Source organism: Emticicia sp. C21, assembly GCF_003418935.1.
Lineage (GTDB): Bacteria > Bacteroidota > Bacteroidia > Cytophagales > Spirosomataceae > Emticicia.
This window is the reverse complement of sequence record NZ_QVMT01000016.1, coordinates 67,299-91,209: the sequence shown is the minus strand read 5'-3', so window position 1 is coordinate 91,209 and position 23,911 is coordinate 67,299. Positions and strand designations below refer to the sequence as shown.

The 23,911-nt window shown below is 37.3% G+C and carries 20 protein-coding genes; 10 read left to right on the top strand and 10 right to left on the bottom strand.

What is annotated here, in order from left to right; translation table 11 throughout:
- Positions 1-27: 27 nt before the first annotated feature.
- From D0T08_RS25010 to D0T08_RS24995, 4 genes are all read right to left on the bottom strand, one after another.
- Positions 28-648: an HAD family phosphatase gene (locus D0T08_RS25010; RefSeq protein WP_116985488.1), complete on the bottom strand. Its 621-nt coding sequence runs from the start codon at positions 646-648 to the stop codon at positions 28-30.
- Between the two features lie 217 nt (positions 649-865).
- Positions 866-1,174, bottom strand: coding sequence for a hypothetical protein (locus D0T08_RS25005; RefSeq protein WP_158561343.1), 309 nt, complete (start codon positions 1,172-1,174; stop codon positions 866-868).
- A 342-nt stretch (positions 1,175-1,516) separates the two neighbouring features.
- Positions 1,517-2,473 (bottom strand): acetyl-CoA carboxylase carboxyltransferase subunit alpha, encoded by a 957-nt coding sequence (locus tag D0T08_RS25000; RefSeq protein WP_116985486.1) that lies wholly within the window; start codon positions 2,471-2,473, stop codon positions 1,517-1,519.
- A gap of 26 nt (positions 2,474-2,499) precedes the next feature.
- Positions 2,500-3,921, bottom strand: a complete 1,422-nt coding sequence (locus D0T08_RS24995) for an MBL fold metallo-hydrolase RNA specificity domain-containing protein (RefSeq protein WP_116985485.1) — start codon at positions 3,919-3,921, stop codon at positions 2,500-2,502.
- Between the two features lie 154 nt (positions 3,922-4,075).
- Here D0T08_RS24995 and dacB point away from each other — a divergent pair, with 154 nt between their 5' ends.
- Positions 4,076-5,518 (top strand): D-alanyl-D-alanine carboxypeptidase/D-alanyl-D-alanine-endopeptidase, encoded by a 1,443-nt coding sequence (gene dacB / locus D0T08_RS24990; protein WP_116985484.1) that lies wholly within the window; start codon positions 4,076-4,078, stop codon positions 5,516-5,518.
- Between the two features lie 303 nt (positions 5,519-5,821).
- Here dacB and D0T08_RS24985 read toward each other — a convergent pair whose 3' ends face one another.
- A complete protein-coding gene (locus tag D0T08_RS24985; RefSeq protein WP_229239048.1) occupies positions 5,822-6,235 on the bottom strand; it encodes a group III truncated hemoglobin in 414 nt (137 codons plus the stop codon).
- Between the two features lie 135 nt (positions 6,236-6,370).
- On the opposite strand from D0T08_RS24985, the gene D0T08_RS24980 reads away from it, so the two are divergent.
- The 6 genes from D0T08_RS24980 to D0T08_RS24955 all read left to right on the top strand — a co-directional run bounded on the left by D0T08_RS24980 (position 6,371) and on the right by D0T08_RS24955 (position 12,525).
- Entirely contained in the window at positions 6,371-6,877 is a 507-nt protein-coding gene (locus D0T08_RS24980) for a hypothetical protein (RefSeq protein ID WP_116985482.1), read from the top strand.
- Positions 6,878-6,881: 4 nt separating this feature from the next.
- Complete coding sequence (locus tag D0T08_RS24975) at positions 6,882-7,082, top strand: helix-turn-helix transcriptional regulator (RefSeq protein ID WP_116985481.1); 201 nt, start codon at positions 6,882-6,884, stop codon at positions 7,080-7,082.
- 630 nt (positions 7,083-7,712) lie between these two features.
- The gene (locus D0T08_RS24970) at positions 7,713-8,816 is read left to right on the top strand and encodes an endonuclease/exonuclease/phosphatase family protein (RefSeq protein ID WP_116985480.1); all 1,104 of its coding nucleotides are present in this window, start codon (positions 7,713-7,715) and stop codon (positions 8,814-8,816) included.
- Positions 8,817-8,867: 51 nt separating this feature from the next.
- Positions 8,868-9,977, top strand: coding sequence for a DNA-processing protein DprA (gene dprA / locus D0T08_RS24965; RefSeq protein ID WP_116985479.1), 1,110 nt, complete (start codon positions 8,868-8,870; stop codon positions 9,975-9,977).
- 95 nt (positions 9,978-10,072) lie between these two features.
- The gene (locus tag D0T08_RS24960; RefSeq protein WP_229239047.1) at positions 10,073-10,987 is read left to right on the top strand and encodes an alpha/beta fold hydrolase; all 915 of its coding nucleotides are present in this window, start codon (positions 10,073-10,075) and stop codon (positions 10,985-10,987) included.
- Positions 10,988-11,094: 107 nt separating this feature from the next.
- Entirely contained in the window at positions 11,095-12,525 is a 1,431-nt protein-coding gene (locus D0T08_RS24955; protein WP_116985478.1) for an amidohydrolase, read from the top strand.
- 123 nt (positions 12,526-12,648) lie between these two features.
- On the opposite strand, the gene D0T08_RS24950 is transcribed toward D0T08_RS24955, so the two are convergent.
- Positions 12,649-13,110 carry an Lrp/AsnC family transcriptional regulator gene (locus D0T08_RS24950; protein WP_116985477.1) on the bottom strand — a complete coding sequence of 154 codons (462 nt, stop codon included), beginning with the start codon at positions 13,108-13,110 and terminating at the stop codon, positions 12,649-12,651.
- 257 nt (positions 13,111-13,367) lie between these two features.
- On the opposite strand from D0T08_RS24950, the gene metH reads away from it, so the two are divergent.
- Both metH and D0T08_RS24940 read left to right on the top strand, forming a co-directional pair.
- Positions 13,368-17,156: a methionine synthase gene (gene metH, locus D0T08_RS24945; RefSeq protein ID WP_409012963.1), complete on the top strand. Its 3,789-nt coding sequence runs from the start codon at positions 13,368-13,370 to the stop codon at positions 17,154-17,156.
- 98 nt (positions 17,157-17,254) lie between these two features.
- Entirely contained in the window at positions 17,255-18,103 is an 849-nt protein-coding gene (locus D0T08_RS24940) for an SEC-C metal-binding domain-containing protein (RefSeq protein ID WP_116985475.1), read from the top strand.
- Positions 18,104-18,155: 52 nt separating this feature from the next.
- Here the strand turns inward: D0T08_RS24940 and D0T08_RS24935 are convergent, their stop codons facing one another.
- Positions 18,156-18,710, bottom strand: a complete 555-nt coding sequence (locus D0T08_RS24935; RefSeq protein ID WP_116985474.1) for a DUF6580 family putative transport protein — start codon at positions 18,708-18,710, stop codon at positions 18,156-18,158.
- A gap of 136 nt (positions 18,711-18,846) precedes the next feature.
- Positions 18,847-20,277, bottom strand: coding sequence for a circularly permuted type 2 ATP-grasp protein (locus D0T08_RS24930; protein ID WP_116985473.1), 1,431 nt, complete (start codon positions 20,275-20,277; stop codon positions 18,847-18,849).
- A gap of 187 nt (positions 20,278-20,464) precedes the next feature.
- Between D0T08_RS24930 and D0T08_RS24925 the strand changes: the two genes are divergently transcribed.
- Positions 20,465-22,024: a DUF5723 family protein gene (locus D0T08_RS24925; RefSeq protein WP_116985472.1), complete on the top strand. Its 1,560-nt coding sequence runs from the start codon at positions 20,465-20,467 to the stop codon at positions 22,022-22,024.
- A 44-nt stretch (positions 22,025-22,068) separates the two neighbouring features.
- Here D0T08_RS24925 and D0T08_RS24920 read toward each other — a convergent pair whose 3' ends face one another.
- Complete coding sequence (locus D0T08_RS24920) at positions 22,069-23,355, bottom strand: Gfo/Idh/MocA family protein (RefSeq protein ID WP_116985471.1); 1,287 nt, start codon at positions 23,353-23,355, stop codon at positions 22,069-22,071.
- 136 nt (positions 23,356-23,491) lie between these two features.
- On the bottom strand, positions 23,492-23,908 hold the full coding sequence (locus D0T08_RS24915) for a GNAT family N-acetyltransferase (RefSeq protein ID WP_116985470.1): 417 nt from the start codon (positions 23,906-23,908) through the stop codon (positions 23,492-23,494).
- Positions 23,909-23,911: the final 3 nt, after the last annotated feature.

Below are 23,911 nucleotides of genomic sequence, written 5' to 3'. Positions count from 1 at the left end.
AGTATAATTGTGATACAAAGAAACGATTTAAAAAATCGTTTTACAATATTCAGTCATACAAGTTGGGGGTTCTACCAGAATTGTTTGCATACCCAGGGCACTTGCTGATTGAATATTATGTGGATTATCGTCAAAAAACAATACCTCATGTGGCTTGAGGTTGATTTCATCTAATACGTATTGATAAATTTCAGTATCTGGCTTCCACATGCCAATTTCATAAGATAAAAATAACTGGTCGAATAACTCATCAAGGTGTCTATAACCAAAGGTTTTCTTTAAGTAAGAATTAGAGGCTTCAATATGAATACTGTTGGTATTGCTAAGAAGATAAATAGGGTATTTTCTACGGATTTCTATCAATAAGTCAATTCGTCTTTGGGGAATATCCAGCAAAAGAGAGTTCCAGGCTTTATCTACTTCGATATCACTTAGTGGGAAGCCAACGGTTTGCCTGACAATTTCTCTGAACTCAATATCAGTAAATTGCCCGGTTTCATAGCGTCTGAATAACTGATTTTCCAGAACAAGTTTTTCAATAACTACTTGCCTTTTGCCAGTGAGACTGGCAAAAGCCTGAAAAGTACGAGGGATGTCAATGTTAATGATTACGTTTCCGAAGTCAAAAATAACGGCTTTGAATTTCATACAGATTTTGATGGTAGAAATGGAGCAATAAAAAAGTGTCAAACTGTTGTTAAACGTCTGACACTTTCTAAATATTTTGTGGAATAAGGCTTAGAAAACAAAAAAATAAGACGAATAATAAATTCAGGCTATACGATTAAGCTTCTAAATTATCTCTAATAAAATGATAGTTAGTCAAATACAGTAGATTTATAGTGTCTAAGATATAGAAACAATTTTATTTTAAAATTGTGATTTCCTTGTAACCTTTAGACAAATCCCATTTTAATTCATCATTGATTAGTATCTTTTCTGTAAGTGTGTTTCCATTGGCAAAATTTAAATGAAAGGTTATTTTATCTACGTTTGTTTCGTTCCAGTAAATAGTTACGGTATTCTTTTCAGCTACAGGTTCAGAGGTGGTCGGAAAAATTCTAAGGTAATATATTTCTCCTTTCTGGAAAAATAATGGCTTACTATATTGAATTGCTTCAATGCCTGTTTTCTGATTTGAGAAGGACGAAAACTCCAGGATTACTTTTTTCATGTCATAATGGTTTTCGACAATAGGATTTAATAGGTCTTTTTTAGTTGCTTTCTCGATAACTGAAATATCAACGAAGGTATCAACCAAAACACAGCATTCAAGTGTCTTTTTGCAACTAAGAAAAAAACAAATAATAGTTAGTGTAAATAAAAACTTTTTCATAAACAATAAAGATTTGTCTGTCAAAGCAAATTTAGAATACTAAGTTATGCATTACTTCTTTAATAAAATGATGACATAGAGGAAATGTTATTTTACGTATTAAAACTTCTAATGGATTAAACAAAAGAGCGAGTAACAGTTTTAACCGTTACTCGCTCTCCATATTTCACCAGCTAATGCTTATGCTTCTTCAAAGAATCCCATTGAGCAGAATTTCTCAATACGGGCATCTATTCTATCTTGTGGAGAAACTTTTTCCAATTCCGCAATTTCTGATAAAATTCTTTCTTTTAACCGATTCGACATATCATCCCAATCAAGATGTGCACCACCCAGTGGTTCTTCAATGATCCCGTCTATAAGCTTATTATTCAACATATCCGTTGCAGTAGGCTTCAAAGCTTCGGCAGCTTGTTCTTTATAATCCCAGCTACGCCATAAGATGGTAGAACAGTTTTCAGGAGAAATTACAGAGTACCATGAGTTTTCCAGCATTAATACTCTATCACCAATGGCAATACCTAAAGCCCCACCGGAAGCACCTTCACCAATGATGATACAGATAACAGGTACTTTCAGTACACACATTTCACGTAGGTTACGTGCAATGGCTTCGGCTTGTCCACGTTCCTCAGCTTCTAAACCCGGGAATGCACCTGGAGTATCAATTAAGGTAACAATCGGCTTATTAAATTTTTCTGCCAGTTTCATCAACCTCAGAGCCTTTCTATATCCCTCAGGATTCGGCATGCCAAAGTTTCTGTACTGTCTTTCTTTCGTTTTGCGTCCTTTTTGTTGTCCAATCAACATAACAGTTGTTCCATCTATATCTGCAAACCCACCTACAATAGCCGGATCGTCTCTTACTGTGCGGTCGCCATGTAATTCATGGAATTCCTGGCATATTTTTTCGATATAATCTAAAGTATACGGGCGGTCTGGATGGCGTGATAATTGTACCCTTTGCCAGCGCGTAAGATTTAAAAAAGTTTCTTTTCTCAAATTGAGAATGTTTTCAGTAAGGCTCCTGACAGCATCTCTCACATCTACATTGTTCTCATCGGCTAAGCGTTGCATATCGTCAAGCTTTGCTTCAAGCTCCGCAATGGGTTTTTCAAAATCAAGAAGAGTTCTCATAAACGAATCAGCTTTATGGGCTTTTATTAAATTTCGTAAGTTTGTCCTTTATCGGGTATTTCAATCTGATTATACCCTTTTTGTTCAAGTGTAGTTTTAAAATTCTGCATGGTTAAATGCTCTCCATGTACCAGAAATACTTTTTTAACTTTATTTATATCCTGAGCTGCCACGAAATTAGTTAAATCTCTGAAATCTCCGTGTCCACTAAATACATCAATTCTTAAAATAGTCGCATTTACAGGGTGTTTCTGCCCCCTGATGCTTAATTCTTTTCGTTCACCATTCAGTAATTTCCATCCTAAAGTACCCTCACTGGCATAGCCAACCATCAGAATAGTAGCATAAGGATTACTGATATTAGCTTCAATATGGTGTTCTACTCTTCCGCCCTGAATCATGCCTGAAGCGGAAATAATAATACATGGCTCGGCATGATTAGAAACAGCCTTACTTGCCTGATTCGACTCCAAATATATCAGATTCTCGAAATCAAACAAAGATTCATTTTCTTCATGGAATGTCCTTGCATGCTTATTAAGCAGTTTTATACTCCTTTCATATACCCTCGAACTAGCCTTTGCTAATGGACTATCCGTAAAAACCTTAATAGGGGTAAAGCCACGCTCTGTATAGAGTTTATTCAATGTGTAAAGCATAGCCTGTGTACGCCCGACACTAAAAGATGGAATAATCAAACGCCCAGGTACATCAATACAGGCCTTTTGAATGATTCCTGCCAAAATATTTTCGGCTTCATCTTCGTCTATATGATGGCGGTCGCCGTAGGTAGTTTCAGTAATCAGGTAATCGACAGCCGGAAGTGGTTGAGGATCTATCAGCAAAGGATAGTTCTTACGACCAATATCACCTGAAAAACCTAAGGTCTTTTTCTCCCCATTTTCCCAGAATTCAATATATAAGTGTGCTGCACCTAACAAATGGCCTGCCGGGATAAAAGTAACAAACCCGTCGTCTTTAAATTTAAAGCGTTGGTCGAAAGCAATCGGGACAAAATTGTCCATCGCTTCTTTTACCTGTCTTTCCAGATATAGCTCTCTTGAGTCTACATCTTTCCTCTTTTTTGAGCGCTTTTTGCTGTCATGAATCAGCTTAAATTTTCTTTGATTTAATGAAGCCGCATCCAATAAAAGCAGTTCGCTTAAATCCATCGTTGGTTTTGTGCATAAAACCTGACCCTCAAAGCCCTCTCTATATAAATTCGGAATCTGACCTGAATGGTCTATATGAGCGTGTGTAAGAATAACTAAGTTGATTAATGAGGGGTCGAATGGAAAAATGCCATATTCAAACTTAGGTTTTTCGGGGTTATTTTCTCTTTCTAAATCAGTACCACAATCAATCAAAACTTTATATTCATCATCAAACTCAAGTAGAATCATACTACCTGACACCTGCCTTGTCGCTCCCCAAAAAGTTATTTTCATACGAAAATGCTATCAAAATATTAAAAATATGAACGCAGAATAGATTTTGCTTCATATTCAGTCACAAATTAAGGAAAGAAATCTTTTTTTTGCTAGGCATTTCCTTTAAATTCGTTTTTATCAAAACTCCTTGCCTTTAACCTGTATCGTTTCTATGAAGCTATTTTTATTTATTCTACTACAACTAAGTTCTCCTCTGGAAAAGTTTCAACAACTCTTAGATAGCATTCAGAATGATAACGAAATTCAGACAGGCGTAGTAGCCGCTTCTATCAGGTCAACGCAAACAGGTGAATATAAAATTCAGTTTAATGCCCGAAAATCAGTCAACTCTGCCTCTACGCTTAAATTAGTTTCAACGGCATCGGCCTTTTCTGTTTTAGGTCCAAACTACCGTTACCAGACTTTTGTAGAGTATGATGGTATGATAGCTGATAGTGTACTCAAAGGAAATATTTATATCAGAGGCACAGGTGACCCCTCTTTAGGTTCATCAAGAGTAGGTTTGGATTTTCAGCAGGTAATTAATCTTTTCGCAAAAAAGATAAAGGAATTTGGTATCAAAAGGATAGAGGGCTTTATTATTGGTGATGGAAGTATTTTTCCCGATAATTCCATAGCTAATTCATGGGTGTGGGGAGATATTGGCAATTATTATGGCGCTGGGGTAAGCGGTCTCAATATTAATGAGAATCTATATGAAATTCATTTTAAACCAGGTAAATCCTTGAATGAAGATGCACCTGTATTAAGACTCTCACCAATGCTCCCTAATATTACGTGTATTAATAAGGTAAAAACTGGGGAAAGAGGTTCTGGTGATAATGTTATTGTGTATAATACTCCGTTCAGCAATACCATCATTTCAGAAGGAACGGTGCCTATCGGCCCATCTGATTTTGTTGTAAAAGGTTCTTTGCCTGACCCTGCTTATTTTCTGGCTTTTTATGTACAAAGAAAATTTCAGGAGTTACAAGGAGAAGTAACAAACGAAGTAATCAGTTATCAGAATTTCAAAGCAAGGTTTAAAGATAGCCCTAAGCAACGGAATCTGATTTTAAGTTACGACTCACCCACTATCTCTACTTTAGCACAGCATTGTAATTTCCAAAGTATCAATTTATATGCAGATGCTTTTCTGAAAACTGTAGGATATACTCTCTCAAAAGATGCCAGTTTTGAGGCAGGTGTAAAAGCTGAAAAATTCTTATGGGCTCAAAAAGGTGTTGATTTACAAGGCTTTATGATACGTGACGGAAGCGGACTATCACCATCTGGGGTGCTAACAGCCAATAATTTGGTTGATATTTTATTTATGATGAGAAGGGATAGTGCCTTTAATGATTTTTATGCCTCTATTCCTGTAGTAGGCATTACCGGCACAGTACAGAATTTAGCAAAAGGTTCAAAGGCTGTAGGAAACGTAAGAGCAAAAAGCGGCTCAATCTCTAATACTAGAGCCTTTTCTGGCTACTACACAGCTAATAATGGAGAATTAATGTCTTTTGCCTTTATCATCAACCGCTACTCCGACGGTGCCGACCGCAAAGTAAGAAGGTACCTTGAAGAGATGGTTAAGTTGATGATAGAATTATAATGGTATCACGATTTTTTAAATCATTGACTGAAACTTCTATTTAAGAAAGACTAATTTTATATAGATATTTCTCGTATTCTCTTAATCCCGGGCTGTTACTTTTTTGTCGCTGCAAAAAAGTAACCCTAGCCGGGCGCCCAAAAAGCATCCTATCATTTAAACTCACGCGATTAAAAAACTGAAATACTCTCCCTTAAATCAGAATTATCTCCGCGATTTTTAATCCCGCTCAAACAGGAATGACTTTATAAGGTTACAATTTTAGTTGTTATTTTTTTTCTAAAGCTAATCATAAAGACGCCCTTAAGAACCACTATTCATTTTTGCATTCATAATCTGGCCAATTTCTAAGGCTTTGCTCTTCACAAACTCTGCTCTTGGGCCACTGAAAAGCGTATCGGCTGTCATAAACCATAGCGCTAGCCAACGCTCAAAGCGTTCGGTGGTCAGCCCATGTTTTTGGTTTGCTTGCATGTGTACCCACATCATACCTCCATTATAGCTACCTGTCTGAAAAAGCCAGTTTTCCCAGAAATTTACAACTCTTGTAATATGTCTGTCCCATTCTTCTTCTGGCATTATAAAAACAGGAGCGAGGTCAAAATCTTTATGTACTTTCTCGTAAAAACTATTTACCAAAAGTTCTACATCCGCTCTATTCTGAATATCATTCATCAATACTGAATTTTTTTGCAAAGATACGGAAGATGTGTTCATGAAAAGCTGATAAAAATCATAATCAGTAATTGAATGAAATTTTTTGAAAAATTATATCAAATAAATTTGTCAAAATGTAAAGTTTATTTTACTTTTGGTGCGTTATATTTTACATAAACAAAAACTTACAAAATTATGGAACCAAGATTCTTATTTCCCCATCGTTACAAACTAATTGGATGGCTGCTGGCTATTCCATCTTTAATTTTAGGCTTATTTGTTTTAATCGGTGATTTCTACTTCGATTTTCTGACAATAAATCTTCCATTTAAGTATGTTTTCTCTGACACGCTAACAATTTCAAATTCAGTTACTCACCTCAATGACGAGGTGACCCAATTAAACCTGACCGATGAAATTGCTGCCATAGGCACAATTGTAGGTCTACTTTTCATAGCTTTCTCAAGGGTAAAAACTGAAGATGAGTATGTGTCTAAAACCCGTTTAGAATCTTTGCAATGGGCTATTTACCTCAATTTTGCGCTACTAATTCTTGCCATTATTTTCATTCATGGAATGGCTTTCTTCAGTGTTATTGTATATAACATGTTCACTCCGCTGATATTGTTTATTATCAGATTTCATTACATATTATTTATTAAGCCCTCTTTTGAGACGAACGGTAAATTACAAAATAATTGAAGCCATGAGAAACAGAATCAGAATCGAACGGGCTATTCTTGATATTACGCAAGCCGATTTAGCCGAGCGTATTAATGTAAGCCGCCAGACCATAAACGCTATTGAAAGCAATAAATACGTGCCCTCTGCAGTACTGGCAATGAAAATCGCTAGAATTTTTGGGAAAACAGTAGAAGAAATATTTGAATTAGACGAAAATGATTGATTAAAAACTTTATTCTGGAATCCACCACAATTTTTGCAACTGCTCTATAAACAGTTGTCTACGTACTATAAATTATGAAAAAGCTCAAAGCCCTTATTTCATTAATAGGGGTTTTTTGTTTGATTGTCAACGTCTCTTTTATACAAATGGTAAATGCACAGGAATTTTATAATTTAATTTCTCTGGATAGTATTATTTAGCCAATAGACCGTATATACCTTATGTATTTAATTTATCCTAGTCGAGTACAATTTCTAATCTATCAGTTATATATTGTCAATTTGGATTATTTATTGATATTTTGGATAAGTAATCCGAAAAAATAAGACTATTTTATGAATAGGTAAAGCTTAGAATTAACTTGTACAGAGTACCCAAATAGGAAAAGTAATATATCCGGGATTTTTTTATAAAAATAGTCCTATAAATGTCGAGAATAATTATAATATTTTTAGTCTGACAATAATATTTCAAACAATTCAATATTTAATTCAATCTATCGTTTTTCGTTTTCACAAGAAGCAACTATTTTTAGGAATCTGTTTATTTAGTTAAACTATATCACGAAAAAGCAAAAAACTATTCAGGCCGTATCAGGATTTACATCCTGATTGTCTCTGTTTAAATGGCATGATGGAACTCATCAGACTTTTTTTGAAGCGATTCTTATTCTTCCTGAATATGATGTTGGCACTATATACATTATTAGTGTATCAATTGAGCTATTCGGTAAGTGTAAAGCATTGGCTCGGTGGTTTTCTGATGCTATCATTGCCACTGGCCTTTGCCGGAAACGTCTTTTTTATCATTCTCTGGGCTTTTAGAAAATCACGAAGAGTTTTTATTTCTATTGGTATCTTATTAATCGGCTTTCCACTACTACTGCGCACTTTTACCTGGCATAGTACGAATGAAGACGATAAGCGAAAAGCTATTTCTATACTTTGTTATAATCTGATGTGGTGTGATATTGAAAGCTACACGATGAGGAGTGATTCTGCTAATGCCATTAAACTAATTAATACAGCTACAGGTTTAGATGCAGATATTAAGATTGTACAGGAACTATTTAATGTCGACTATATTCCGCAATTCCGGATGATTCAGAAATTCAGAAGAACGCATCCTTATTATACTTATGTGCATTCTACGCCCGGCAATGATAAGGGGCAAGGCTCAATAGGTCTGGCCATTTTCTCAAAATACCCAATTATCCGAAAAGAAGAAAAACATTGGTCAATTAACCATAATGGGCTTTTATCTGCAGATGTGGTGATAGGAAAAGATACCATAAGAGTGATAAATATCCAATTGCGATCAATGGGCGTTCGGGTAAACAGAGTATTGGATGCAGGAGACGATAAAGAGAAGGCCAAAAAAGAAGCCAAAACCATTTACCACCAGTTAAAAGAGGGCTTTAGTGACCGAATCATTCAGATGATTGAACTGGAATTATGGATAAAAAATAGTCCGTATCCAATTATTTTAGCTGGCGATTTCAATGAGGTACCTTACGGGTACACTTATGGTAGAACGCTTAAATACCTTAAGAATTCGTTTGAAGAAAAAGGGAAAGGGTTCGGTTTTACCTATCATCGTTCACCAGGTTTCTTACGGATAGATAATCAATTTTTTGACGACCGGTATTTTGAAATCAAAAACTTCAAAACCTATTCAGATATTCCGTATTCAGATCATTATCCTATCAGAGGAGAGTATATATTAAAGAAATAGTCTGATTTATAATTTAATCAAATAGCTTTTGACTGAACTATCTAAACCTTAATGGAAAAAATATACCAACTTGCGTTAACTTTGGTCGAGGGTGTCGGCAGTATTATGTTCAGGCAATTAATCAGTAATATGGGTTCGGCCGAGAATATATTTAAAGCAAAGACAGACAAACTGTTAAAAACTCCTGGCGTTGGTAAACAAATCATTGAGGGGCTCAAAGATAAAGCTATACTGAACAAAGCTGAAAATATCTTAAAAGAATCAGAAAAACAGCAGGTCAAACTCTACTTTTCTATTGATAAAGATTATCCATCACGGCTTAAAAGTCTATATGATGCTCCTGCTATTTTGTACTTTAAAGGTAAGGGAGATTTAGCAGCTTTGCGTACTGTTGGCATTGTTGGTACAAGGCAAGCAACAGAATATGGTAGAAAAGTTACAGAAGAAATAGTTGAACAATTGAAGCCATACCAAGTTAGCATTATCAGCGGTTTAGCTTATGGTATTGACATAATTGCGCACAAAGCTGCACTTGATAACGATGTGCCGACTATTGGTATAATGGCAAGTGGTTTAGATATTATTTATCCGGCTGCTCATAAAAAATATGCTGAACAAATGCTTGAAAAAGGTGGAGTCTTATCAGAGAGCCCATTTGGTATGAAACCCATTCGCAATTTATTCATTGCCCGAAACAGAATTATTGCCGGATTAAGCGATGTGAATATTGTAGTAGAATCTGCTGATAAGGGGGGAGCTCTGGTAACTGCAGATTTTGCTAATAATTATCATCATGAAGTATTTGCTGTACCGGGTAGTCTTACTAACAAATATTCAGCTGGTTGTCATAAATTGATTAAAGAAAACAAGGCAAATATTTTCACCGAAGTCAATGACATTATTGAAGCTATGAATTGGGGAGCTGAAAGCAATGGCATAGCAAAATCAAAACCGAAAGAACCGGAAATTGATTTAACCCAATTTACGCAGGAAGAGGGTCAGGTAATAGCATATTTACGAACAAATGGTGAAACACAAATTGATAACCTTAGCTGGCAGACTCAAATACCTATCAATCGGTTAGCTTCTTTATTATTAAATCTTGAGTTTCAAGGGATTGTTAAAGCAATGGCAGGTAAAAAATTTGGCTTGAAATTTTAAATTTTAATAATTTTTAAAAGTTTCGGGTAAACGATTACAGCTCTTATTACGTTATAGCTATAAGCCTTTGAAAATGTAATTAATAAAATTTTATAGTGAACCAAATTAAACAACTGAATGGTCGAACAAAGCGATTCATTGCTTTTGTTACCCTAAGTATTCTTCTTGGCTCTTGTTTCAGTAGATGGATAATGACTGAATCAGAAATTAAAGAGCACTACCGTGACCGATTAGCTAAGCCTTTATATCACATGGTTGAAAACGACTCCCTGAAGTTACATTATGTTACTTTTGGAGCTGATACCGCTCAACCTGTACTTTTTATACATGGCGCTCCCGGCGCCTGGGATGGCTACCTGAATATGCTTGACGATAGCACTCTACAACATCAGTTTCATTTAATTTCTGTGGACAGACCCGGCTATGGTAAATCTCAGAAGAAACCTAAGAAGAAAGTTTATAGCCTTGTGGAGCAGGCACAAGCCATTGTTATGGCCTTGAAAAGTAATCATTCAGGTAAAAAGGCCATCATTGTTGGTCGGTCTTATGGCGCTCCTGTGGCGGCTGAAATAGCAGCGATGTATCCTGAATTAGTTAAAAAAGTGATATTGTTATCGCCCGCGATTGACCCAGATACAGAAAAATTCTGGTGGTTTTCTAAGTATGGAAAGTTATTCTTAGTCAGATGGTTTTTGCCTGAGCGAATGAATACTGCCACTGACGAAAAGTATGCACACGTTGCAGAATTGAAAAAACTAAAAAACGAATGGCCTAAGATACAATCTGATGTTACGGTCATGTGTGGTGGACAGGATTGGATTGTTGACACGACCAATTTTTCTTTTGCTAAGAAAATGCTTTCAGGAAATAAAAACGCAAGATTTATTTTCATTCCTGATTCAGGTCACCTGATTTCTTCATCACGACCGGATTTAGTAAAAAAAGAAATCTGTGGTCTTGAGGATTTGAAAGACGTTATACAAAGACAGGGACAGGTATCTGCCAATTAAGATTATATATTTGAGTTAATTTCTATAAAGATTCAGCCAATATTTTATTATTGCTTGAATCTTTATTTTTTTGCGCCTATCTTTAAACAAATACGAAATCAATAAACATGAAACACCAATTTTTACTTCTTTCCGCATTTTTACTAGTAGGCACTCATTTATCAGCGCAAGACAAAAAGAACAAAATGCTCGAAGGCATTTCTAAAAAGGAGATGTATTATGGAGGTATAGCCAAACAAATCTGGAATTATGCGGAAGTAGGTTATCAGGAAACAAAGAGCTCAGCACTTTTGCAGGAAACATTAGCCAAAGAGGGCTTTACCATTCAAAAAGGTGTAGCTGAAATTCCAACAGCTTTTGTGGCTTCTTTTGGAGAAGGCAAACCGGTTATTGGTATTTTAGGAGAGTATGATGCATTACCAGGTTTTTCACAGGATTCTACCTCAGATCAGAAATCAATTGGAGCAATTGCAGGCCATGCTTGTGGGCATCATTTATTTGGGACGGCGTCAGCAGCTGCGGCTATCGCAGTAAAAGAATATATGAAAGCCAACAATATCAAAGGTACTATTCGTTTTTATGGCTGCCCTGCCGAAGAAGGTGGGTCTGGTAAAGTATATATGGTTCGCGCCGGATTATTCAATGATGTAGATGCGGTTTTGCATTGGCATCCGAGTTCTTTCAATACGGCTAGTTTTGGTACTTCTTTAGCTAATAAATCAGGTAAATTCAGATTCTATGGTGTTTCTGCTCATGCTTCAGCATCACCCGAAAAAGGTCGTTCGGCATTGGATGGGGTAGAAGCCATGAATAATATGGTTAATATGTTACGCGAGCATGTTCCCTCTGATTCACGCATTCACTACGTAATTACGAATGGAGGCAAAGCACCTAATGTTGTTCCTGATTTTGCAGAAGTCTATTATTATGCCCGCAATCCCCGCCGTGATATAGTCATTGATGTATGGTCTCGTATTGAAAAGGCTGCCAAAGGCGCGGCTATGGGGACTGATACAAGAGTAGAATGGGAATTAACCGGCGGAACTTATGAGTTATTATCTAATGAAACACTCACGCAGGTGATGCAGGATAATCTGGTTAAAGTAGGTGGGTTAAACTATACCCAGGAAGAAAAAAACTATGCTACAAAACTTTCGAAAAACCTGGGCTTAGATCATTTGAGATATGAAGATGCCACAGAAATTAAACCATTAGATGTTGAAAAAACAGGAGCAGGTGGTTCTACTGATGTGGGTGATGTAAGTTGGGCCGTTCCAACCGTAGGACTTAGTGTAGCAACCTGGGTACCTGGAACTCCGGCACATAGTTGGCAGGCAGTGGCCGCAGGTGGCATGAGTATTGGCCGTAAAGGAATGATAGTAGCAGCTAAAACCTTAGCACTTACTGCAACTCAATTATTCGAAAGCCCAGAAACAATAAAGAAAGCAAAAGAAGAATTTAATAAAGCGAGAGGGGGAGATTTTAAATATGTTTCACTAGTAGGAGACAGAAAACCTGCACTTGATTATAGGAAGTAATAATTCCTGGAACAAGGTAAACGGAGAATGGAAATACAGAAAAGAGCCACGCCAAATATTTAGTAAATAAAGACGTGGCTCAGCTATTTATAAATTCGTTTTCCGTGCTTCTTTCTCCAAAAATCAAACTTCAAACTTCGTCTCATTCTTAATTTCACTCATCACAAAAATGCTATGGGTGCTGCCGATGTTTTCGAGCGAAGCTAATTTATTCATCAGGAAACTCTGATATTCGCGCATATCGTCAACTACAACTTTTATCATAAAATCATATTCACCCGAAATGTTGTGACATTCGATTACTTCATTGAGTTTCACTATCTCTTCTACAAACTTTTTTCCTGCTTCTTGTGCATGCTCTTTCAAACGAATATTACAGAATACCATCAGGTCTTTGCCGATTTTCTCACGGTCTATCACAGCCACATATTTTTTTATCACGCCGTCGTTTTCGAGTCGACGTACACGTTCATACACAGGCGTAGGAGATAGATTGAGACGAGATGCCAACTCTTTGGTTGTCAGATGTGCATTCTCCTGTAGGTATTTTAAAATCTCTCTATCAGTAGTATCTAGTTTTTGCATAGATAAAATGTCGTTTTAAGCAAATATTTACCTCAAATTTAAAAATAAAACTCATAACTATTTCATCATGTTTAGATATTTTATCTATTTTATTAAATTATTTCAAAAAATCAATCTTTAAATAGTATTTTTGTGAGATAAATTTTGTTGTTAGCATACACGATTGGCAAAATCGTACTACAAAACCTAAAAGACAGATTAAAGTGATTGATATTCGTGAAATACTAAAAGATAGAATTCTGGTTCTTGATGGAGCTATGGGTTCATTGATTCAGCAATATAAGTTGACCGATGCTGACTATCGTGGAGAGAAATTCCGTGATTTCCCACATGAAGTAAAGGGAAATAATGATATGCTTTCAATTACCCGTCCTGATGTTATCAAGGAAATCCACGCTAAATACTTTGAAGCTGGGGCTGATATAGCAGAAACCAATACTTTCTCGGGTACCTCTATTGCTATGGCAGATTATCACATGGAAGATTATGTGTATGAACTCAATTATGAGTCTGCCAAAATTGCCCGTGAAGTTGCCGATGAATTTACGGCTAAAAATCCAGACAGACCACGTTTTGTAGCTGGTTCAATCGGGCCAACTAACCGTACTCTATCGCTTTCACCTGATGTAAACGACCCGGGCTACCGCGCCGTTATATTTGATGAATTAGTTGACGCTTATTATGAACAAATACAAGGTTTAGTAGATGGAGGAGTTGATGTACTTTTAGTTGAAACTATCTTTGATACACTAAATGCCAAAGCTGCGCTTTTTGCCATTGACTTATACGAGTCAGATAAAAGAAAGGGTACAATCCGCCCTTTAAAAAGCCATTCGATTCCTAAGCAAAATAATGACAACGCTGCTTTAGCTGGAAAAGATGCAAAAATCCCCGTAATGGTTTCCGGAACAATTACTGATGCTTCAGGAAGAACCTTATCCGGACAAACTACAGAAGCGTTTTTAACTTCGGTTTCACATATTGATTTATTATCGATTGGTTTGAACTGTGCTTTGGGCGCCGATTTAATGCGTCCTTATGTTCAGATATTAGCCAATGAAGCACCTTTTATGGTATCTGCTCACCCGAATGCAGGCTTACCTAATGAAATGGGTGAATACGACCAATCACCGGAAGAAATGGCGGTGATTGTAGAAGATTTCCTGCAAAACGGCTTTATGAATATCATTGGTGGTTGTTGCGGTACAACTCCTGCACACATCAAAGAGATTGCCAAAGTAGCACAGAAATATAAACCAAGAGAAATTCCTGCGTTCGAACCAATTCAAAAATTATCGGGTCTGGAGCCATTGAAGATTACCAAAGAAAGCAATTACGTAAATATTGGTGAACGTTGTAATGTAACAGGCTCAAAAAAATTCGCCAGATTGATTCGTGAGAGTAAATATGATGAAGCAATTTCAGTAGCGCGTGAACAGGTTGAAGGTGGTGCTCAGGTAATTGATGTAAACCTTGATGAGGGGATGATTGATGGGGTAGAAGCCATGAAAACCTTCCTGAACCTCTTGATGGCTGAGCCGGATATCGCGCGTCTCCCAATCATGATTGACTCATCTAAATGGGAAGTGATTGAAGCAGGTTTGAAATGCGTGCAGGGGAAATCAATTGTGAACTCTATTTCATTGAAAGAAGGCGTAGAGAAATTCAAAGAATCGGCTGAGAAAGTAAAACGCTATGGTGCTTCAGCGGTTGTAATGGCATTTGATGAGGCAGGTCAAGCCGATAGCTATGAACGTCGTATTGAAATCTGTAAGCGTGCGTATGATATATTGGTGAATGAAGTGAATTTTCCTCCGCAGGACATTATCTTCGACCCGAATATCCTGACAGTAGCCACAGGTATTGAAGAGCACAACAACTATGGAGTAGACTTCATTAATGCGACCCGTTGGATAAAAGAAAACCTACCGTATGCTAAAGTATCAGGTGGTGTGTCTAATATTTCATTCAGTTTCAGAGGTAACGAACCAGTACGTGAAGCGATGCACACCGTTTTCTTATATCATGCCATTGCGGCTGGTATGGATATGGGTATCGTAAATGCTGGTCAGTTGGGTGTATATGACGATATCCCGAAAGATATGCTCGAACTATGTGAAGATGTACTTTTGAACCGTCGCCCGGATGCCACTGAAAGATTAGTGACATTTGCAGAAACAGTAAAATCGAAAGGCAAAGAACAAGTGGTTGATAATTCATGGAGAGAGTTGCCAGTGAATAAACGTTTGGAGCACGCACTTGTAAAAGGCTTAACTGAATATATTGATATTGATATTGAAGAAGCTCGCCAACAGGCAGAAAAACCTTTGCATGTAATTGAAGGGCCTCTAATGGACGGCATGAATGTAGTGGGTGATTTGTTTGGCGCAGGTAAAATGTTCTTGCCTCAGGTAGTGAAGTCGGCACGTGTGATGAAAAAAGCCGTTGCCTATTTATTACCATTTATTGAGCAGGAAAAACAGGGTGGCGAAAGCTCAAGTGCCGGAAAAATATTGATGGCGACTGTGAAGGGTGATGTGCATGATATCGGTAAAAACATTGTGGGAGTAGTATTAGGTTGCAATAACTATGAGATTATTGACCTGGGGGTAATGGTACCAACTGACAAGATTCTGGCAGAAGCCAAAAAACATAATGTTGACATTATTGGTCTATCAGGTCTGATTACCCCAAGTTTAGATGAAATGGTGGGTGTAGCCAAAGAAATGGAGCGTCAGGGCTTTAAAATGCCACTACTGATTGGTGGAGCAACTACTTCACGTATTCATACGGCGGTGAAAATTGACCCTCATTATTCAGGCCCTGTGATTCATGTGTTGGATGCTTCTAAGAGCGTTCCGGTAGCTGGTCGCTTAATGCAGAATGACCAGACTCATCAGGAAATTTATGATGAAATCAAGCATCAGTACGCTAATTTAAGAGTTGAGCATGCGAGCCGTCAGAAAGATAAAAACTTTATTCCGATCGAAAAGGCGCGTGAGAATCATGTGCCAATTGATTGGTCAAATTTCCAACCGGTTAAACCTAAGTTTTTAGGAACAAAGATTTTTGAAAACTATGATTTAGCTGAAATAGCCAAATACATCGACTGGACACCTTTCTTCCAGACATGGCAATTGCATGGTAAATATCCTAAAATCTTCACAGATGAGATAGTAGGAGCAGAGGCTAAAAAGCTATATGACGATGCGCAGAAGATGTTAAGAAAAGTCATTGCAGATAAATCGTTGCAGGCTAAAGCTGTAATAGGTTTTTATCCTGCCAATTCAGATGGTGATGATATTGTCTTGCATAATTTTGAAGAATATCATTACGATTTAGCCGGACAAGGTAGCCTGAAAGGTACGGGTTACAGAGTATTTAGTAATACAGCTGTAGCAGAAAGTGGTGAATTAGTTGAGAGTACTACTTCACTAGCTACTTTATATCATTTACGTCAGCAAAACCAGAAGGCGCAAAACCTGCCAAATTTATGTTTGTCTGATTTCATTGCTCCGGTCGGTTCGCATAAAGAAGACTATATAGGTGCTTTTGCCGTAACAGCTGGAATAGGTATAGAAGCACTTTTGGAGCAATACGAAAAAGACCACGACGATTATAATTCAATCATGCTGAAAGCCATCGCCGACCGTCTGGCAGAAGCATTCACTGAATTAATGCATGAAAAAGTACGTAAAGAATACTGGGGTTATAATGCAGATGAAAGCTTTAGTAATGACGAATTAATTTCAGAAAAATACGAAGGTATCCGTCCGGCACCGGGTTATCCTGCCTGTCCTGACCATACTGAAAAACGCACTTTGTTTGATTTGTTGGAAGCTGAAAAAATCGGTATAGAACTCACAGAAAGTTTTGCCATGTATCCGGCAAGTTCAGTGAGTGGCTGGTATTTTTCTCACCCTGAAAGCAAGTATTTCACCATAGGTAAAATCAGTAAAGACCAGGTTGCTGACTACGCAGAGCGTAAAAATATGAGTGTGGAAGATGTAGAAAAATGGTTAAGCCCGGTTTTAAATTATGATTGAGCATAGTTAAAGAATGGTATGGAAAGGTAACTCGCAAGAGTTGCCTTTTTTCTTACCCATTTTTACCATAATTTTGTGTTTTCAGAAAACAACAAATCATGTTTACATACCAGATTAAAAATCCAAAGGAAGCATTTATAAATTTTGAGATAGGAGAGGGAGAATTTGCCGGAAAAATATTAAAATCGAATGAGTTGCAGCCTTGCATGGATTTAACTTGCTCTTGCGGTAATATCTATTTTGCCGATGAAGCGGAGCAGGTCTATGCCTTAGATGTGGCCAACAATCATATTATTAAATATACCGAGACTGAACCTTTAGATAGTAGTAAAGATAATTATCTGAAAGCGCTTGAAAATGAAATATCAGGTGAACAATGGGGCGAACTGAATGCCTTTTTCAAAGACTTAAAAGGAATGGCGTCAGAAGTTGCCGACGCTGATAAAATAGAAGCAAATTTTGTCAATTATAAGAAAGTATTGCAGGAATCTCAGATGGTCTCTTACTTTGAGATTCTTCCCTGGTCTTTTGATTTCAATATTGAAGTTGAGGGAACTGTTTACTGGATTAGTGATTTTTATTGTGTGCAACCCTCTTGTAGCTGTACCAGCGTTTTATTATTATTATCGTTTAGCTATGATCAGGAGCCATCTTTAGAGATTTGGTATGATTATAAGAATCAGGAAGTATCAATGGGGCAATTGGATGATAAGAAAATGCCTGTTACCAAAATCATCAGGGAAATAAGATATACACAGGCTGAGAAATTTAAACATACTCTTATGAATCGTCATGTAAGAATGACGAAGTTTTTCAATAACTTTCTAAAAAGGAATAAAATTAATCCGACCATGAAATCACCTATTATCGGAGGAAACGAGGTAGGAAGAAATGAACCATGTCCTTGTGGCAGTGGCAAAAAATATAAAAATTGCCATGGTGCATAAAACAAAATAGCGAGTAGAAATACTCGCTATTTTTATATCAATTCATTGAAAATTAAGCAACTCTCAGTACTTCAAAACGGCGTTGTAATAGGTGGAATCCACCAAACAACATACCTGAATAAAATAAATCACCTACAATCTGATTTCTTAAAAACTCTAAACCTGCAGCGTATGAAGCCACTATACCTGTCCAGTTATGAGGGTAATGCCCTAACATTGGGTCAGGTACAGGAGCTTCTGGATACAAAAAAGCAAAATTCGTAATTAAGAAGAAAATCAACGAACTAGCTATAGCCGTACCAGCTACTCTTAAAATCGTTACTTTTCGCAAAGCAAAGATGCCTAATAATGAAATTAGAGCAAATGATCCATAAACCACTGGAATACCTGAATGGAATCCCCATCCTGTCAATAATTCGAGCATAATATCGCTGATAAGCATAGCAGTAAAAGGAACCAGAAATGCTACCCAACGATTAGTAAAATAAGCACCCCCAAATAATGCTATAGCCGCCATTGGCGTAAAGTTAAATGGGTGAGGAAAGAATCTTGACAAAGCAGCTACTACAATGATTGCGGCAATTGTCGAATAACGAGTTATATTCATAAGAAATCAATGTGTCGGTAATTGGCTGATAAAGGATTTGTTCATCAGCCTATAATCAGCACAAAAATACGAACCAAATCGTACAATCAAAAATAAATGATGTCTTTAGACTCGAATATTAAGGTTTTTTAGAATCTTAGTACAAAACCCAAGTATCTTTGCTGCCACCACCTTGCGAAGAGTTAACAACCAATGAGCCTTTGCGCAAAGCTACTCGGGTAAGCCCGCCAGGTGTTACATGAATGCCATTACCATAAAGAATATAAGGTCGTAAATCAACGTGACGGCCTTCCAAGCCTTCTTCCAGTACGCAAGGGCTGCGGGAAAGAGAAATAGTCGGTTGAGCTATATAATTTCTAGGATTGGCCTTGATTCTTTTCTTGAAAAGGTCATGTTCCTTTTTTGTAGCTTTAGGTCCGATTAACATCCCATATCCACCTGCCTCGTTGGCTTCTTTTACGACTAAATCGGCAATATTTTCCAGAACATATTTCATTGAATCTTCTTCACCACAGATATAGGTATCTACATTCGGAATAATGGCATCTTCACCTAAATAATATTTAATAATTCTAGGTACATAGGCGTAAACTACTTTATCATCCGCTACACCTGTCCCTGGCGCGTTGGCTAAGGCAATATTTCCTTTTTTGTATACATCAAACAGCCCCGGAATACCAATCAATGAATGAGGATTGAACGTGAGGGGGTCCATAAAAGTATCATCTATTCTTCTATAGATTACGTCAACAGTTTTGAAGCCTTTGGTTGTACGCATTTTTACGTAATCGCCTGATACTACTAAATCTCTGTAATCTACTAATTCAACACCCATTTGCTGGGCCAGATACGAATGCTCAAAATAAGCAGAATTGTATATACCGGGAGTCAATACTACGACAGTAGGGTCGGGGCGGCCAGAGATGTAACGTAATACTTCAAGTAACTTAGCAGGATATTCTGAGATTGATCGTACACTTGATTGTGATAACACGTCCGGGAAAGTTTGCTTAGATAATTCCCGGTTTTCAAGCATATAAGATACACCTGACGGGCAACGGAGATTATCTTCTAAAACCCTGAACACCCCATCATTCCCACGAATTAAGTCAGTACCTGTAATATGAATCCAGATTTTTTTTGGTGGTGTGAGACCCTTACATTCTTTTAAAAAACCTTTACTTGACTCAATGATTTCGCGCGGAATGATTTTATCTTTTAATATCTTTTGCTGATTGTAAATATCCTGCAGAAATAAATTTAATGCTGTGATCCGCTGAATTAAACCCTTTTCTAACCTATTCCATTCAAAAGAATCAATTACGCGCGGAATGATATCAACAGGTATAATCCGTTCAGTTCCACCCTCCTCCGAATATACATTGAATGTGATTCCTGCAGAAATCATGGCGCGCTCAGCTGCACGTTGTTTAATCAATAGTTCATTAATAGATAGTTTTTCAATCCGCTCTTTTAGAAAATGATTCCCAACCCGCGCAGCCACTTCGGAAGTAAGCATTTCATCGTAGAAGTTTTCAGTTTGGTAATGTTTGAAGTCGTAGGTCATATAAGTTTCTTTGGTTTTAGAATCAACTAATGTACTAAAATATTATACGTAATCATTAATTCAAAATCTTCTATCGGTTTTTGTACAGAAATAGTTAATTTTGTCGTTCTTTTATGGAGAATGCTATTGATTGAATCCAGATTAAGGAAATCTAATCCTATTATAGATGCGGATATCGTTTTGCTTTTTGCTAATACTAATACAAGTACAAACCTTTTCACAGCAATGGCTTGGTATCTCTCCGAGCAATTTTGCGGGTACCTATGGTATCTATACCAACCCTGCAAATGTGGCAGATTCGCGTTATAAAATCTATCTTAATCTGGCTGGAGCAAATATAGATGTCATCAATAACTATGCATCATGGGCGGCTCCTTATTCAATTCTAGGTCTTGTAACCAATACTGTTTCTAGCCAGCACAGAGCCCCAAACGGAAGTATACTTTACAAAAATACGTATACAAAAGAGGCACTTGAAAATGAAAATACTACTGCATTTTTTGGTACAGATATAAGAGGCCCATCGTTGATGTTTACCCTCGAAAAAGCCAAAATGGCTATTGGACTCACTTCCAGAGGCCGTATAATCACTAATTTGAATAATACTACAACACCCGTTGCCCGAACATTCGTTAATGGAACTATGATTCCAAGTATTTATGGCATACCCCAAAATGATAATCATTTTGCAACCAATCTGAATAGTTATGTTGAAATGGGGTTAAGTGTTGGTAAGGTTATCCGGGAACAAGACGAGCATTTTCTTAAAGTTGGGTTTACTGTAAAACGAGTAAATGCACTGATGAATATGCATTATATCGGCGAAGATGTTGATTTTACTATAGATCAGGTGCCTAATCGGCCAAGAAGACAAAACCTTACTTTTGAAAATGCTGTCGGCACATTTGGTATGACCAAAAGTGGGGCTATGCAAATTGCCGGATTCAGCCCTAATTGGTTATTTGGTAATGCTCCTGCGGGAATAGGATATGGTTTGGATATTGGATTTGTGTATGAGTACCGTCCTGACTATAATAAATACGATATAAGACTAAAAGACCGCTGGACGATGGACGGTACAAAAAATAAGTATCTCTATAAAATTAGCATGGCTCTTTTAGATTTTGGTCAGATTAACTATAAAAGCGATCCTTTTGTATATCAGACCGATGTGGCTGAATCTAATGTTTTCATTCCTCCTGGAACATTCAATAAAATAGATTCACCTGATAAATTATATGAGCAGATGAATAATGCTTTTGGCTGGACTGAAATTAATTACAGACATCATTTTAAAGCTCCTTTGCCAACGGTAATAGCTACTACTTTCGATTATGCGTTTTCAGAGAAAATATTTTTGAATGCTACCTGGATTCAGAGTGTCAGAAATACAAAATCCATCGGGATGAATCAACCCTCTCTGATAGCCGTCATTCCTAGATGGGAATCAAAATGGTTGGAGGTGTCGGTGCCATTATCTTTACAGAACGGCTATCGGAATTTAGCTATTGGATTGGCTGGTAGAGCAGGGCCTCTGTTTATAGGAACAGACAATCTTCCTGGTCTTTTAAATATTGGTAATCCTAGAGGATTGAATGCTTATTTCGGGCTTTTTGTACCTATTTATAGAAAATTACCAGATTCTCCAAATGCTTGTTACTCAGAAACCAAAGCAGGATGGGGGCAGGGCATCAGAGATATATTCAAGAAAAGAAAACAACGCAGACAATGGAATAGAATCAGATAGTTAAAATGCCTGTTCTAAAAAACAGGCATTTTAATTTATACAGGCTATACTTTCACCCCAAAGGGCATACGCATTTTTCTGCTTAGCTTTTTATTAGCTTCATTATCATCAAATTTCTCGGTTTGAGGGTTCCATTTTAAGGGGCGGCGTAGGTCGTATCCAATATTTGCAATATTACAAACTGTACAGGTACGATGCCCGATTTCTACATCGCAAAGAGGTTTTTGTCGGGTGCGTATCGAATTTAAAAAGTCTTTGTAATGATTGCCTCCAACCGGAGAAGCAAGTTTAATATCAGTATCTTTTAGCTGAACATCTTTCAATTTATCAGGTACATTCAGGAAAGAGCGACTTACTTCTATAATACCATCTTTCCCTCTGAATTGGACAGCATTGCCCTTGCCAAAATCATGATGTATCATTTTTACGCCATTAGCATATTTGAAGACCATCCCTTGTTCTGCCTCAGGAAACGTTGGAGGATATAATTCAACCGGGCCGCTCTCATCCATACCTAATCCCCATTGCGCAATATCAAACATATGAGCCCCCCAATCGGTTACATCACCACCTCCGAAACCTTTATAATAGCGCCATTTACCCCAAAATGTATCTTCTAAACGCGGTGCTAAGAAATGATGATAAGGGTGAGGTTGATTTGGACCAAGCCACATATCCCAATTCATGGTTGTAGGTGCCGTTTCCGGCTGAAAATCAACGGGTTTTGGTGGGCCACCTATAGTTACTCTTACTTCAGTAACTTCCCCGATATAGCCATTTCTTACTAATTCACAGGCTCTTCTGAAACCCTCGGCAGAGCGTTGCATACTGCCTGTCTGCAAAACTCTGTTGTTTTTTCTTATGGCATTTACCAAAGCTCTTCCCTCTGTTACCGTATAAGTAAGAGGTTTTTCCAGATAAATGTCTTTCCCTTTTTCTGCTGCTCTTATGGCTATTGAGGCATGCCAATGGTCAGGCGTGGCAATTACCACAGCATCAATATCTTTTCTGTCAAGCAACTCTAAATAATTTTCATAAACCTTTGGCTGTGTTTTTTCTTCGCCTAAAAACTGTTTGGCGTTTTTTACAAACAAATCTTTAGTGAAGCTTTCAGACTTGGTTTTGTCAACATCGCAGGCGGCTAAGAGATTTATCTCTTTCGTTTCAAGTAAACGACCCTGAAGCCCTCTGGCTTGTCGGCCCAAACCAATGAAACCAACATTAATCACATCGCTTGGGGCTAAAAATCCTCTACCTAAAACATTTCTCGGTACAATGCAGAAAGCAATCAGAGTTCCGGTAGTTTTTAAGAAATTTCTACGGGTTGTCATAGTATATTAAGGTTGAAAATAAGAGGATATTGGTTAGAATACAAAGATTGAAACCATATGTTGAAATTGAATAGATTACCAAATATAAGCTTGAAACTGATTTGTTTCTATTATCGTAAAGATTTATTTATTGCGCTCAGACCAAATCATTGGGGTCGTCTAAGGTATAAGCATGTGTATGATGTGTCATACCAATTCGAGGATAATAATTAATGGCTTTTGGGGCTGAAAGCAGAATTAATTTAGCTTGCGGACTAGCAATTTTTGTATGTCTGATTAATTCCCTACCAATACCCAGCTTCTGGTAATCTTCATCAACAAATAAGTCAGATAAATACGTACAAAATACCCAATCAGTTACCGATCTTGCTACACCAACCAGCTTATTGTTAATTCTGGCTGTAATAATCAGGTTCGCATTATCAACCATAGCTTTTATGCGTTCGAAGTCATCGACTGGTCTTCTTTCTCCCAATGTGGAAGCAATCAGGGTATCATTAAATTCCTGCCAGTTAAGGTCTTTTTCGTGTGCGTATTGTACAGATATGTCCATAGA